Source organism: Ensifer adhaerens (assembly GCF_000697965.2).
GTDB classification, from domain to species: Bacteria; Pseudomonadota; Alphaproteobacteria; order Rhizobiales; family Rhizobiaceae; genus Ensifer; species Ensifer adhaerens.
The window spans coordinates 91,494-104,734 of the sequence record NZ_CP015882.1 but is presented as its reverse complement, the minus strand read 5'-3'; the positions used below and the strand labels follow the sequence as shown (position 1 = coordinate 104,734).

At 60.3% G+C, this 13,241-nt stretch carries 14 protein-coding genes and 1 pseudogene; 11 read left to right on the top strand and 4 right to left on the bottom strand.

The window, feature by feature from the left end:
- Window positions 1–37: 37 nt before the first annotated feature.
- The 6 genes from FA04_RS27995 to FA04_RS27975 all read left to right on the top strand — a co-directional run bounded on the left by FA04_RS27995 (window position 38) and on the right by FA04_RS27975 (window position 4,340).
- The gene (locus tag FA04_RS27995; RefSeq protein WP_082936596.1) at window positions 38–1,264 is read left to right on the top strand and encodes an alanine racemase; all 1,227 of its coding nucleotides are present in this window, start codon (window positions 38–40) and stop codon (window positions 1,262–1,264) included.
- 215 nt (window positions 1,265–1,479) lie between these two features.
- On the top strand, window positions 1,480–2,160 hold the full coding sequence (locus FA04_RS27990; RefSeq protein ID WP_034800666.1) for a type 1 glutamine amidotransferase domain-containing protein: 681 nt from the start codon (window positions 1,480–1,482) through the stop codon (window positions 2,158–2,160).
- Window positions 2,161–2,314: 154 nt separating this feature from the next.
- Window positions 2,315–2,542, top strand: a complete 228-nt coding sequence (locus FA04_RS36595; RefSeq protein ID WP_335669423.1) for a DUF1365 family protein — start codon at window positions 2,315–2,317, stop codon at window positions 2,540–2,542.
- Complete coding sequence (locus tag FA04_RS36010; protein WP_234798910.1) at window positions 2,476–2,718, top strand: hypothetical protein; 243 nt, start codon at window positions 2,476–2,478, stop codon at window positions 2,716–2,718. The genes FA04_RS36595 and FA04_RS36010 overlap by 67 nt, the downstream gene beginning before the upstream one ends.
- Window positions 2,672–3,178, top strand: coding sequence for a putative Ig domain-containing protein (locus tag FA04_RS27980; RefSeq protein WP_051659557.1), 507 nt, complete (start codon window positions 2,672–2,674; stop codon window positions 3,176–3,178). The genes FA04_RS36010 and FA04_RS27980 overlap by 47 nt, the downstream gene beginning before the upstream one ends.
- Complete coding sequence (locus FA04_RS27975) at window positions 3,138–4,340, top strand: autotransporter outer membrane beta-barrel domain-containing protein (protein WP_082936595.1); 1,203 nt, start codon at window positions 3,138–3,140, stop codon at window positions 4,338–4,340. The genes FA04_RS27980 and FA04_RS27975 overlap by 41 nt, the downstream gene beginning before the upstream one ends.
- Window positions 4,341–4,558: 218 nt before the next feature.
- On the opposite strand, the gene FA04_RS27970 is transcribed toward FA04_RS27975, so the two are convergent.
- On the bottom strand, window positions 4,559–5,455 hold the full coding sequence (locus FA04_RS27970; RefSeq protein WP_034800664.1) for a LysR family transcriptional regulator: 897 nt from the start codon (window positions 5,453–5,455) through the stop codon (window positions 4,559–4,561).
- A 137-nt stretch (window positions 5,456–5,592) separates the two neighbouring features.
- On the opposite strand from FA04_RS27970, the gene FA04_RS27965 reads away from it, so the two are divergent.
- Complete coding sequence (locus tag FA04_RS27965) at window positions 5,593–6,564, top strand: MBL fold metallo-hydrolase (RefSeq protein WP_034800661.1); 972 nt, start codon at window positions 5,593–5,595, stop codon at window positions 6,562–6,564.
- A gap of 150 nt (window positions 6,565–6,714) precedes the next feature.
- On the opposite strand, the pseudogene FA04_RS36700 reads toward FA04_RS27965, so the two are convergent.
- Window positions 6,715–6,984, bottom strand: a pseudogene (locus FA04_RS36700) (plasmid maintenance toxin (PemK-like)); the annotation flags it as partial.
- An 8-nt stretch (window positions 6,985–6,992) separates the two neighbouring features.
- Here FA04_RS36700 and FA04_RS36005 point away from each other — a divergent pair.
- The 4 genes from FA04_RS36005 (at window position 6,993) to FA04_RS27950 (ending at window position 8,566) form a co-directional block, all read left to right on the top strand.
- On the top strand, window positions 6,993–7,244 hold the full coding sequence (locus tag FA04_RS36005; protein ID WP_234798850.1) for a hypothetical protein: 252 nt from the start codon (window positions 6,993–6,995) through the stop codon (window positions 7,242–7,244).
- Between the two features lie 21 nt (window positions 7,245–7,265).
- The gene (locus FA04_RS27960) at window positions 7,266–7,661 is read left to right on the top strand and encodes a hypothetical protein (RefSeq protein WP_234798849.1); all 396 of its coding nucleotides are present in this window, start codon (window positions 7,266–7,268) and stop codon (window positions 7,659–7,661) included.
- 195 nt (window positions 7,662–7,856) lie between these two features.
- Window positions 7,857–8,168, top strand: coding sequence for a type II toxin-antitoxin system HigB family toxin (locus FA04_RS27955; RefSeq protein WP_034800657.1), 312 nt, complete (start codon window positions 7,857–7,859; stop codon window positions 8,166–8,168).
- Between the two features lie 17 nt (window positions 8,169–8,185).
- Complete coding sequence (locus FA04_RS27950; protein WP_029742565.1) at window positions 8,186–8,566, top strand: helix-turn-helix domain-containing protein; 381 nt, start codon at window positions 8,186–8,188, stop codon at window positions 8,564–8,566.
- A 323-nt stretch (window positions 8,567–8,889) separates the two neighbouring features.
- Here the strand turns inward: FA04_RS27950 and FA04_RS27945 are convergent, their stop codons facing one another.
- Window positions 8,890–10,887 carry a glycosyltransferase gene (locus tag FA04_RS27945; RefSeq protein WP_034800655.1) on the bottom strand — a complete coding sequence of 666 codons (1,998 nt, stop codon included), beginning with the start codon at window positions 10,885–10,887 and terminating at the stop codon, window positions 8,890–8,892.
- Window positions 10,869–12,101 (bottom strand): HlyD family secretion protein, encoded by a 1,233-nt coding sequence (locus tag FA04_RS27940; RefSeq protein ID WP_034800653.1) that lies wholly within the window; start codon window positions 12,099–12,101, stop codon window positions 10,869–10,871. The genes FA04_RS27945 and FA04_RS27940 overlap by 19 nt, the downstream gene beginning before the upstream one ends.
- Window positions 12,102–13,241: the final 1,140 nt, after the last annotated feature.

Here is a 13,241-nt window from a genome sequence, read left to right as displayed (position 1 = left end):
AGCCGCTATACCCCGTTCCCGATCAGAGTATCCCAACATGAGCACTTTCGAAGTGACGCAACCGGCTGCGAGCGCTGCCGGCATGGCGTCGACAGATATCCGCGACAGCACAAGCGGGACCACGGCCGCAATGTTCCTGCGTCCAGCGGCCGCCGACCGACCGACACCCTATATCGAGGTCGACGAGAAACGGCTCACCCGCAATATCAAGGCCATGCAGCAGCGCGCCGATGCAGCCAGCGTGGCGATGTTTCCGCATGTGAAGACGCACAAGAGCCTCCACATCGCCCGGCAGCAGCTTGCCGCAGGTGCGCGCGGCATCACCGCCTCCAAGCCCAGCGAAGCGCTTATCTTTGCCGAAGCCGGGATTGCGTCGATCATCCTGGCCTATCCCATCGTCCACGCGGCGTCGCTCGATCGCCTTCTGCCTGCGGTCAAGGCGCGGGGCGTGGAACTGCGCACGATTGCGGCGAGCCAAACAGGTGTCCATGCGTTGTCGCAGGCCGCCAGCCGGCACGGCATCGAGATCGGCGTGTTCCTCAAGGTCGACGTTGGCCTCGGCCGCGTCGGCCTCAAACCCGATGACCCGGCAGCGCCTGAACTGTGCGCAAGCATCGCCGGCACCCCTGGTTTGCGATTTGCCGGACTGCTTTCGCACGCCGGACATGCCTACGGGGCTCCCGAGCCCCATGCCCTGGCCAAGATCGCCGACGACGAGGCCGAGGCCCTCTTCGGTCTCGCCCAGAGGCTTCGGCAACGCGGGCTCGCCGTCGATTGCATTTCCGTCGGCGCAACGCCGACTTGCCTCGGTGCACCGCTGCCCCGGGAAGTCGATTGCATCCGTCCCGGAAACTACGTCTTTCTGGACGGCACCGCCCTTCGGCTTGGCATCTGTACCGCCGACGACCTCGCGCTTTCAGTCGTCGCCCGCGTCGTCGCGTCGAACGACGCGCACTTCATCATCGACGCTGGTTCGAAGTCCATGAGCTCCGATCGCGGCGCACATGGCATGGGTGGCGCAGGGTTCGGCACCGTCGTCAGCGCCGAAGGCGATGGCGAAACCGGCCTGTGGACGCTCGAGCGACTGTCCGAGGAACACGGGTTCGTCCCCCATTCCGGGCGCCCCCTGCCGCTCGGCAGTCGCGTGCGCGTGTTCCCCAACCATTCCTGCGCCTCGATCGCCAACTTCGACAATTTCGTCCTGGCGCGTGCGGATGGCACTGCAGCCAACCTGCCGGTCGACGCCCGCAACGGTCAGACCTGAAGAGCGCACCGGCCTTTCGGCCACCTGGGCGGCGATTTATCGCCGCCCATCAACGCGTTGAAGTTCTCGCTCCTTCGTCCATCATCGAGATGGAAAGCTGGATTGTGAGACCTAGATCTCCCAAATATCATTGCGACGCCAATATCAGTGCATCGAGAAGCCGACGCGGCTGATCGGACTTCAAATCTACGCCTCCAGTGTAAAGGATATGATCCATGAAAGTCCTAATGGTCCTCACTTCGCACGACACCCTCGGTAACACCGGCAAGAAGACAGGGTTCTGGCTCGAAGAGCTGGCGGCTCCCTATTACGTCTTTAGGGATGCCGGAGCCGAAATCACCCTTGCATCGCCCAAGGGCGGCCAACCGCCGCTCGACCCGAAGAGCGATGAACCGATGTTCGAGACCGACCTCACTCGGCGTTTCAAGGCAGACCGGGAAGCCAAGGCCCAGCTCGCCGAGACGGTTCGCCTCGACAGCGTCAACCAAGGGGACTTCGACACCGTCTTCTATCCCGGCGGTCACGGTCCGATGTGGGATCTCGCCGAGGACGGAAACTCGATCAAGCTGCTCGAAGCCTTCATTGCGGCGGGCAAGACGATTGCCCTTGTATGCCACGCACCCGGCGTTCTGCACCGCCTCAAGAACCCGGACGGCACACCTTTCGTAAACGGGCGAAAGGTCACGGGCTTTACGAATTCGGAGGAAGCGGCCGTCGGTTTGACGGAGGTCGTGCCCTTCCTGGTAGAAGATGAGTTGCTCGGTCTCGGCGCCGTTTTCTCGAAGGTGAAAGACTGGGGCGTCCACACGGTCGTCGATGGCCGGCTCATCACCGGCCAGAATCCCGCCTCATCTGGCGAAACGGCAAAAGCCCTCCTGGCCGCCTTGAAACCGTGATCGAAGATTGGATCGGGGCGCGTCGCCAGAAAGAGCGTCCGCCTTCGGCGGAGCGTGTCTTGCTGCTCGCGTTTCCGCGGATGTTTGGTTATGGGTTCAATCCGCTTTCCACTCCTAGGACGCGCAAGGAAAGCTGGTCGCGGTCATCTATGCCGTGCGCAATACCTTCGACGAACGGCACAGCTATGTCGCATCGGTGTTGCCCGGCGAAGAGAGCGCGGCGGGCATTCGAGAGAGCCGCACGAAAATCTTTCATGTTTCGCCCTTCATCGACATGAGGTGCGCTACCATTTCCGGGTGCTTCCGGGAAAAACCGTGCGGCTGCGCATCCACGAGACCGCGGGAAACACGCCGGTTCCGGCGGCAACCGACATCATCATAACCGTCACGGCCGACAAGCAGTACGTGACGATCCTCGAGGACAACCATGTCGGCCCCAGTCTCCAAAATCAACGCGGTTACCGGCGACTGAACGGCCGGGCGATGCCTCTCCGCCTTGCCAGGAGGTTTGATGCTGGATGGGGCCAGCGCCCGCATCTCCGGAAGGCCGACCGCTGACGGCGACTTCCGCTTTACCGTAACAGCAACGGATGCGAGCGGTGCCACAGGGCAGGCGAACTATACGCTCTCCGTCCTTTCCACCAATTTCGTCTTCAGCCCATCTGCCGGTGCGCTGCCGGACGCCATGGTCGGCGAAGACTATTCATCGCGCATTTCGGTAACCGGAGGCGTCGGCGAGCTCGTTTACAGCGTTAAGAGCGGCGACTTGCCGAAGGGCATGGTCCTAAACATATCCACCGCAGAACTGACAGGGCCAATCGCCGACGATGCGACGCCCGATGATTACCGCTTCACGATTGCCGTCGTCGACAGCCGCGGCGCAAGTGGATCGGCGGCCTATACGCTGAGACTGAAGGGGCGAGCGGTGACCGTACCCGACATCGTCGTCGACGTTCCCGCCGGGTCGACACCGAAGAATGTCTACCTCAACAGTGGCGCACCCGCCCAACGCGGGTAAGGCGGAGATCATCGAAGGTGAACTCGCGGCGGCGGGCAGCTTCACGCCGGTCGGCTATTACCTCAGGTTCACGCCCAATCCGTCCTATTCTGGCTCTGCCCTCATCGGTTACACTCTCCAGAGCGCGCTCGGCACTTCGAATGTCGGCCGCGTTACCTACAGGGTTGCCCTGGACCGAGTGGCGGCGGGCGAGGAAATCGACGGTCTTGTGCGTGATTTCGTCCGCACACGGCAGAACTTGTTGTCATCGACAGTCAAGGTTCCAGGCCTGCTCGACCGACGCAAGGCTGCGGTGAGCACCGATCCGGTAACAACGGCCGTCACGCCGTCCGAAAGAGGCGCAAGGCTCGGCTTCTCATCCAGCCTCGCCCAGAGCCAGGCGGCACGCGATGCCGCCGATGTGGCCGCAGCCGGCGAAACCTTCGTGATGACCAATCGCCCCTTCGACATCTGGATGAACGGCAGCTTCCTGTTCCATAAAGACGAAGACGACAAAAGCGACAAATGGGACAACTTCGGGCTGTTTTCCGTCGGCGCCGATTATCTCGTCAATGACGGCATGCTCGTCGGCCTGTCGTTCCACTACGACCACATGACGGGTCCGACCGACGAGGACGCCGAACTGAAGGGCAATGGCTGGGTGGCCGGACCCTATGCCTCGTTCGAAATCGGCAAGGGAGTCTTTCTCGATGCCAACTTGCTCTATGGCGGCTCATCGAACGACATCGATACCGGCATCTTCCATGGCAGCTTCGACACGAGCCGCTGGATGGCGGATGTGAAGCTCACGGGCGAATGGCAAATGGACGAAATGACCGTGCTTACGCCGAAGCTCCGCGCGGTCTATTTTGCGCGGTCTATTTCACCGAGGAGACAGAGGACTATTCCGTCTCCGCTTATAGAGGAACAAGCCCGCTTCAGCGTCGGGTTCGATGTCGAGAGAACGCTGGGGCTCGAAAACGGACTAACGCTATCACCGTCGATCGGCGCGGATATCGGCCTTGCCTCGCTTGATGGCGAAGGCCTGTTCGGGAGGATCTCCGCCGGGCTCGCTCTCTCCAACCACGACAACTGGAATATCGACTTCTCACTGCTGTTTAACGTCGAGGGCGATGGTTCGCGCTCGGGCGGCGGGAAGATTGGCGCGCGCGTGAGCTTTTGACCGAACGATCACACGCCAGACGTCTTCGCCAAAGAAATGACGGCCCCTCTCAGCGCTCACATACGTTTTCCAAGCGGCCTAACCTAGGCCGAAGGAGATATTGAGTATGCGCTGCGGAGCATAGACATGTTAGGCACTTAGGGAAGGACAGCCGCATCTTGCAGCATTCGCACCGGTGCGCCTCACTGCTATCAACGGGGTGCGCCTGAAGCGGGACGCTAGTAAGCCAGCTGAGCACGTAGGCTTGGGACGATCCAGTCGAGGAAGCACCGCACCTTCAGCGGCAGGGGATCGGCTGGTCCATGGATAACGTTCACAGGTAGCGGTTCCGGTGCGAAGTCCGTCAGCAATTCGTGCAGAGCGCCGGAGCGCAACTGATCGGAGATCTGGTAAGACAGCACGCGGATAATGCCGATACCGGCTATTGCAGCCTGAATGGCAGCCTCCGTCGTATTGACCGCGAATTTGGGGCGCGGCTCGATGGCAAAGGCCGCGCCGTCCCGGCGATAGCGCCATTCCGGCGCGGTCGCAAAGCCCTGAAAGCTTATGCCGTCATGGTGGCTGAGGTCTTCCGGCTGAAGCGGAACACCTCGGCGGGCAAGATAGTCGGGGCTCGCGCAGATCACCCGTCGGACGGCGCCGACGCGCGTTGCGATAAGCGCGCTGTCCGCCAAGTGTCCGATCCGCAGGGCCACATCGACGTGCTCGTCTGCCAGACTTAGCTGACGATCGGCGAGGGTCAGACGCAGGTTGATATCGGGTTGCTCCTTCAGGAACTCCAGAGCTATTGGCAGCAGATGGCGCTCGCCGAAGGCAATCGGTGCGGTCACGTGCAGCCCTCCACGCAGCGCGCCATCATCGCCGCTGGCCTGCCGCTCCGCCGCGTCCAGCTCCTCCAGAATACGACGTGACGCGGCGACGAAGCTGCGCCCCTCATCCGTCAAGGAGAGGCCGCGGCGGGTGCGCACGACCAGGCGCACGCCAAGGTGTTTCTCAAGATCCGCGACCCTGCGGCTGACCGTGGCGAGCGGTGCATGCAAGCGCCGCGATCCAGCCGAGAGGCTGCCAGCGTCCACCACCGCCAGCAGCACCGACATCGCTTCAAACCGATCCATCGTATCCTTCCGGAAACTGAGAGGAAAGTTCCAGAAATGGCAGGATACCCTATTGCTTTCGGATATCCTAGCTTTTGCGTCGATCCAGCGGACGCCGGCCGGCTCCCCGTAATGCCAATGATCAGGAGAAAGACGTCATGCCTCAACTTTCACGTCGTGCCTTTGCAAGCGCTCTTCCTCTCGGCCTCCTCGGGGGAGGACTGATCAGTGGCGCACCGGCCCCTGCCGCCGCGCAGAATACCCCCAACACGCCGGTCAGCATTACGCCGCTGGCGCAGATCCGCATCGGTCGCTTCACGGTGACGGCGCTGACAGACGGGTACGCCGATATGCCCTTCGACTATTTTCCCGGACGCGCGCCGGCCCAGGTGGAGGAGGCGGCAGTCGCTCAGTTCACCGCCCGGCCGAGCGGGGTGCGGTTCCTCTTCAACCAGTATCTCATCGATGATGGCGAGCGCCGCATCCTGATCGATGCCGGTGCAGCGGGCTCGATCGGTCAGACCGGCAAACTGCCGCAGGCGCTTGGTGCGCTTGGCCTGCAGCTTGACCAGATCGACGCGGTGATCGTAACGCATATGCATCAGGACCACATGGGCGGTCTGATCGCCGGAGGCAAGAACAACTACGCAAAGGCGGAGCTCTACATCGATCGTCGAGACGTTACCCATTGGACCGACCCGGCCAAGCGCAGCGGCGCGCCCGACTATCTGCAAACCAGCTTTAAGATGGCGGAGGAGGTGGTGCGCCTCTACCCGAAACTCCAGGCGATTGACGGAGAACGCGAAATTGTGCGCGGCGTCTCAATTGTCGACCTGACCGGCCATACACCCGGCCATATCGGCGTGCGGGTCGAAGATGACGGAAAGAGCCTCATCATGGTCTCGGACATGATCTTTCCGGTCGTGCATCCGGGGGCGACCGACGTGTTCTTCCTGTTCGAGCAGGACCGGGCAGCGGCCAAGGCAATGCGCGACCGCTTTTTCCCTCGCGCCGCTTCGGAGGGCGCACTCATCGCCGCCACGCACATGCCCTTCCCAGGGCTCGGCCGTGTCGTCGCCGACCGTGGCCAGATGCGCTGGGAGGTGGCCGACTGGGCCTTACAGGATTGAAGTTAGCTACGGCGGTCTAGAAAGTCGGTCATTTCTACGGCATCAATATTCCGGCGCAAGGCGCGGTCGAACCGATGGTTGCCGGATGGGTTCCCGTCTTTTCCGGAACGCCATGCGATGCGCCATTTTGCTTGCAGGAACAAATCGCATTTAGGAACCACGCGGGGTCGCCTGATGTCTTTGGCTGCGCGCGAGCCCGGCAAAGCGACGCTTCACCTCTTCGAATAGGGGTGGAGGCAACGGGCCGTGGTAGCCGCTATCGGTGTCGAGCGGCCGGACGTCCGGGTCTGGCGGGGCAAAGCGGTTACTTCCCGTCAAAACAAACCAGGAGCGCTCGTCATCCGGCCCTAGCGAGCTTTGTCGCCGGCGGGATCTCGACGGCATCGGCCGGGCGGAGGGTGGCGAATGCGTGATCGGGAGTGGGGCGGGTGCTGTTGATTGCACCGGTCTCCTCGGTGATCGAAGTCGCCGCAAAGCTTCACTGCCTGATCGTTACGCATGACCCGGACCTCAAACTCGAGGAAGCCCCCTGGCCAGAGCTGCGAACCCTGTTGAAGGACCTCATCCGGATCAACGGTGCGCGAGACGATCAGTACCGTCACGAACGACTGCCGACGCGGTCGGAACCCGCCCGCAGTTTCACTCTGAGGGGGAGATCTAGCAACATGGACCTCGGCTAATCAACGGGCGTGCGAGACGTTTTGAACCTGGCGACGCAATACAAAGCCGCCGCCGTCAAGCTGGGTGAGAACCCATCCGGTCCTAACCATTTTCCGCAAAGGCTGCTGGCTCTTCATGCCGTCGAGCTTTATCTCGATGCTCTTCTTCAGGCGAGAGGCCTCGATGACGAGCCGATCCACAACTTCCAACATGACCTTGGCGAGCCGGCCCGAAGAGCGGGGGCCGCAAGACTTGTGTTGCGCAAGCGCACGCTGGCGCACCTGGCAACGCTCTCCTCAGCTCAAGAGTATCTCATTGTCCGATATGCTCCTGAGCTGACGTCCACGCTCTCGCAGGTGAACCGGGTTATGACGACGCTTGAGGAGGTTTCGCGGAAGGTCCCAAAGATGGTGAAGGCGACCAAGCCCCATAAGTGAACTTGATCGCTGGCGGCCAAAGGGATGGCGGGTTTTCCGAGTTGGACCCGCATTCGAAGGTATGTCAGACAGTGCTGCCCGAGATTTGCATTCAGCGTTGACTGGATCTTATCAAAAAATGACTCGCAACAAAATTCCCAAATTGGAAACTTTGTGCTTGTTTCCAAATTGGGAATTCGTTAAATAGGGACTCAAGTGAACGTTATCGCTAAATCTGCGCTGGTCAGCTTTTGGAATAGCTTGCCGAAAGGCGTCCCCCGAGAGGCCGCGCGAGCCGCAATGACGGAATGGTATACTACCGCATCGAAGGCGAGCTGGAGTAATTTTAGCGGGTTAAAGAAGACATTTAACTCAGCTGATCTGGTGGCCGGCAACAAGGTTATCTTCGACGTCGGCGGCAACAAGTACCGCATTGTGGGGCTGGTCGCATTTCGGTCCAAGCGGATTTTCGTCCTGTTTGTCGGGACGCACGCCCAGCACGATGCGATCGACGTCAAAGAACTCTGACGTGAAAGGAAGTCGACATGTTGGATTTGAAAGGGTTTCGGACGCTTCAGAGTGAGGCCGAGTACAACGCCGCACTGAAGGAAGTTCGGCCATATTTCGAAGACGAACCCGAAGAAGGCTCTGAGGAAGCTGCGCACTTTGACGCGCTCGTCCTTCTGATCGAACAGTACGAGGGCAAGCACTATCCAATCCCGACGGCGAGCCCTGTTGAGGTGGTCAAGTCGGTGATGGCTGCGAACAACTACACGCGCGCCGATCTCGTGGCGGTCATTGGTTCGAAAGCGCGGGCGGCCGATCTTCTGAACGGAAAACGGGAAATTAATCTGGATCAGATTAGAAAGCTCAGCAAAGAATGGAACATCCCGGCTGGTTCACTGATCGGCGAAGTGGCGGCCTAAGGGATTCCGGCTAAGCTCGCCCCATTAGTCCGATCGACCAGGCGAGCAACGTCGTTGATGCGCTCGATTACGACCCGAATCATTCAACCCCGGACGATCGAATTGGTTCTTTCAGGGTCGAGTTGGGCCGAGCCCACCATACCACCATACTTAGCGCTAAACGACCAACACTCAGTCATCAAAAGAGCGGCGAGACCCGGGGAAGCTGGCAGGTGCCAGTCGATACAATATGCGATCATTCGAGCGCATACATGAACACTGCGCCATTTCCGCCCGATGAGGCTTTCGCAATTCGCGAGTCATAAGCACCGATTGAGCTGCGGTTACGAAACGGTACGGGTGCGACCGAAGGCACGTAGCAACAGGTTCACGGAAACCGCGACCTTGTCGATATCAGGAATGTCCTGGGAATACCGGCCGGTATAGAGCTTGACGATCATCTTGTCGCGTTCCTTGCCGTTGAGGTCGTAGTAAAGGTGAAGATAGAAGCGCCGCTTGTCGCCGGTACGCGATATGTCGCCGCGCCGCTGCGTCACTTGCCTCAGATCAGCCTGCAGCGGCTCGAAACCGTCGAGCCTGAGGGTCACCTGCGCAGACTCGAAGCGCACCTCCGGCGGAACCGCGACCACCGCCTTGTCGAGCGAGAGGCTGACCACGCGCCCCGGCGTCCCGTCGACATTGGCGGGCTCATCGAGCTTGAAAGCCTGGAAAAGTCGACGCGGCTTTTCGAAACAGATCAGCGACGCGATGACGAGGACGACGATGTTGATCCCCGACCAGACGGCTCCGATCGCCGAGAACGACCCTTGGACCTGCGCCGTTTCCGGCACGAGGTTGATCAGAAGTCCGAGCGCCGTGAGGGCGATGAATGCGGCAATCCAGGTAAACGTGTAGGCGTCAAAGCTGTTCGCCTCGTTGCCGGTGCCTTTCGGGGTTACCTTGAACGGCTTGCCGAAGGGCCGCACGAGGCTGGAGAGAACCGTCGGCAGCATGCGGAACGTCGCGAAGGTCCCGACCGCGCTGGAGACCACGGGCAGATAACGTGTCGGCGTTATCCAGAGCATCAGGAGGAAATAGGCCGCGAGCACCGGAAGCTGATTTGAAACATAGTCGGCAACGCCCGTGAAGTGCAGCGGCAAGGCGCCGAACCAGAGATAGGCGATCGGCACGATCAACACGATCAGGCGCACCACGTACTGAACCAGCCAGGACATGGGGAGAAACATGATCCGCTGGAACAACGACAGGCCCGGTCCACGCAACGGACCGTTGTGGAGATAGAGCGTCTGGATGCCGCCCTGGCACCATCGTTCCCGCTGAACAAAATAGCCCGTCAGGTTCTCGGCTGCCAATCCCATCGACAGCCGTTCGTTGAGGTAGCGGGTCTTGTATCCCTTGTTCAGCATCGACAGCGTCGTCAACAGGTCTTCGGTGATCGACTCCGTCGGGAAGCCTCCGATCGCATCGACGGCCTTGCGGCGGGCGATCGAGCACGAACCGCAGCAGAAGCTGACGTCCCAGACGTCGCGGCTGGGCGCGATCTCGTCGAAGAACAGGCGCTGCTCGTCCGGCCAGATGTTCTCCAGGCCCAGGTTCGATTGCACCGGATCGACGTTGAAGAAGTGCTGCGGGGTCTGGACAATCCCGATCCCCTCGTCCGAAAAGAACGGCAAGGTGCGCTTGAGAAAATGGCGATAGGGAACAAAGTCTGCGTCGAAGATGGCGATGAAATCGCCCGAACTTGCGCGCAGCCCATTGTTCATGTTCCCGGCTTTCGCGTGCGCATTGTCCGTCCGGGTCAGGTGGACCGAGCCCCGCTCTGCGCAGAAGGTCTTCAGCCAATCACGCCGGCCGTCGTCGAGGACATAAACCTTGAACTTGTCCTTCGGATAGTCGAGCGCCAAAGCCCCGACAATCGTGCGCTCCAGAACATCGAGCGGCTCGTTGTAGGTTGGAATGAAAACATCGACTGTCGGCAGATCCTGCGCCTCGCGCGCGAAGAACGTCTTTCCCAAACGGTCCGCCTCGCGACTGCGGTCGACGTATCGGCTCATCAGGATGAGGAAAAGAACGACCTCCGTGAAGGCAAGGAGCTCGATGACAAAGACGATCCAAACCCACCAGACGTTCGCGCCATCAGCGGGATAGGGAAGGACGGTTTCGAAGAGGCGCCAGACCATGTAGCGCAATGCGACCGCCCCAACGACCGCGCAAGTGATGGTGCGCGCCCAGCTTTGATGCCGCGACCAGTTCGATGGCCCAAGCAGGAAGAAGGCGATCACCAGCAATGTGGGCGCGAGCGCTAGAAGAGGTTGAACCACAGCCCTTTGATCCACTGTGTCAATTGCAGATTGTGCCGAGAGATGCGGACCTGGGCGGACCGCCCCACCTGGCAAAAATTGCCGAAATCGGTGTTGAGAGCCGAGGGGAGGAGTTGAACGCGGATTCTCGCGTCGCGCTCCTTGGCCTCCGGCTCCTTGGCGGCGAGATTGTCTTTCTCGACGACGGCGGATGAGCCTTTTACGGCCTGCACCTTTCCCTTGAAGACTTCGCTCCGGCCCAGAAGCCGCACTTCCGCTTCGCGGCCCGGATAGATCTCGTCGTAATCGACTTCAGGAACGAGAATATCGACGAACAGTTCGCGGCAATCGAGGATGCGCAACAGCTCGTTGTTGAGGATGACATTGGAGCCGTTGACGACGTTGCGGGTCCACACCACCCCGCTGAACGGCGACGCTATTTCTGCCTGTTCGAGACTGCGAACGCGCTTCTCCTCTTCCTCCAGCTGCCGTTCAATCTGGTCGGCGCGCGTGCTGTTTTCGACAATGCGGGTGTTGATGTCGTTTATGCGAACGATCACCTCGTCCTGACGCTGGCGCGAATAGGGCACGTCGTTTTGACCATCGCCGACGATGAATATCCCCTCACGCAGGGCCATCAGCCGTTGTTCGACAAGATCGAGCGACAAATTGCTGATCTCGACCTCGCCGCCCGTGGCCGCGCCGGCGGCGGCTGCCGCCTCGACCATCTTGCGCGTGAATATCCCCTTAGATTCCAGTTCCTGCCGTCTATCTAGGTCTACCCTTGCAACGACGTCCTGGGCACGCGACACCTCCACCCGCTTCTGCATTATGCGAAGTTCGCGCTCCAGACTGGCAATGGTGGCGTTCTTGAATTGCTCCAGCCGATGGGCGAGTTGGTTGCGCAAGGCGACGAGTTCGTCCCGTTCACGCTCCAGCGCCGTGACGCGATCGGCGGCCGTTTTTCCTTCCGCTTGCAGGGAAGCAAGGATCGCCCGATTAACCCGTTCGTTGCGGATAGTCAGAAGCGTCTCGTTTTCGGCGACCGGCGTGCCGATGCGTGGCGGCGCTTGTCCGATTTCCCCGTCAATCGGTGCGTTGATGACGGCAAAGCGGGCATTCACGGTGCCGTCGAGGCTGGTAAAGCCGGTCAGTCCAGGCAGGAGCACGACGACAGCAAGCGTCAGAAGCAGGATGCCGACGGTGATGCGCGTGATGCGATGGTTCAGGAGCATGCCAACCGTTCCCACTCACTACGTTGCCGAGCACGACAAACGCCAGAGCGCAGTCCCGGCTCTGTCCATGGCTCCGGCTGCGTAAAGAAGATTGTGCGCAAACGCGCCTCGGGCAACCCTCAGAAGTTGGTGCTTTTTCGATTGGTTAAGCTTTTACGAACAACTCGGCTAGGTATTTCAGCCTCCACCCAACAGAGTGGTCGAACTCATGTTTGACGAGTGAACCGGAAAGGCGCGCTTCGTGTTGCGCCATAGATTGTCTGAGACGGGCCTTACCATATGCACGTCCTCGGGCGCGTTGCATTCCGTGATTGAGCAGACTGCGCCCCCACGGGATGCGGCAGATAGAACTCAGCTTTGCCGACATCCTTCGCGAGCGTGGCTTTCAAAAAAGTCCGAAGATGGATCGTAAGGCGACTTCTCGATTGCGAACTATCAATCCCTCGATTTGAAGGGATACGAAAATACGAACCGGCGATAACTGGATAGGAATATAACATTGCCGACGTCGACGGCTCAGACCTGCTTCCCTCACAGCGCCAAAGTTTGTACGGAAATTCGTCCAGACCAGAGCTTGATCGATCGGTTGCCCTCAGAGGTTCTCTGCTGGGAGGGAACTCGATGGTTAAGGCCGTCGGCTCCGGTCCTGCCGGGCCCACCATATCCCTCATTTATGTTCTAAGGCCTCCGGCAGTGTCGTGAGCCAAGAGGATCACATCCCAGGTCTCTTGGCACGACAGCTCGGAAAACTCGTCAGGAGCAGGAACGCTTGGTCAGAAGTCCCCATTCAGAGCCCTCGCACTTACCGATGTAGTCCTCGCGGTCGAGACGAACGCAAAGATCGCACTCATCTTCCGAGGATGATCCAACCCGTCTTCTTCCAGCGCTCCACGATTTCTGAAACGCGGCGTGCGGCAATTTTCGCCCAATGGCGGTTGCCATGAGATATGGACAAACCCTCAACCGCTGACAACATGTCTTCCTCAGAAATGGGACGCCTGCGAAGGCGCGCTGACATCCATAGAGGATGCTGCGCTTCGAGCCTGATCAAACATGGTGAGAACAGGCGCCAATCCGAAACCATCCAGGTCGCAGCAGCACCCGAACGGAAGCCCGGTGGAAAATTTGCGCTCCGGCTGG

Bases quoted from the DNA above. Each gene is read 5' to 3' on its own strand.
- FA04_RS27995 (WP_082936596.1), top strand. From the start codon at position 38: ATGAGCACTTTCGAAGTGACGCAACCGGCTGCGAGCGCTGCCGGCATG.
- FA04_RS27990 (WP_034800666.1), top strand. From the start codon at position 1,480: ATGAAAGTCCTAATGGTCCTCACTTCGCACGACACCCTCGGTAACACC.
- FA04_RS27980 (WP_051659557.1), top strand. From the start codon at position 2,672: ATGCTGGATGGGGCCAGCGCCCGCATCTCCGGAAGGCCGACCGCTGAC.
- FA04_RS27975 (WP_082936595.1), top strand. From the start codon at position 3,138: ATGTCTACCTCAACAGTGGCGCACCCGCCCAACGCGGGTAAGGCGGAG.
- FA04_RS27970 (WP_034800664.1), bottom strand. From the start codon at position 5,455: ATGGATCGGTTTGAAGCGATGTCGGTGCTGCTGGCGGTGGTGGACGCT.
- FA04_RS27965 (WP_034800661.1), top strand. From the start codon at position 5,593: ATGCCTCAACTTTCACGTCGTGCCTTTGCAAGCGCTCTTCCTCTCGGC.
- FA04_RS27950 (WP_029742565.1), top strand. From the start codon at position 8,186: ATGTTGGATTTGAAAGGGTTTCGGACGCTTCAGAGTGAGGCCGAGTAC.
- FA04_RS27940 (WP_034800653.1), bottom strand. From the start codon at position 12,101: ATGCTCCTGAACCATCGCATCACGCGCATCACCGTCGGCATCCTGCTT.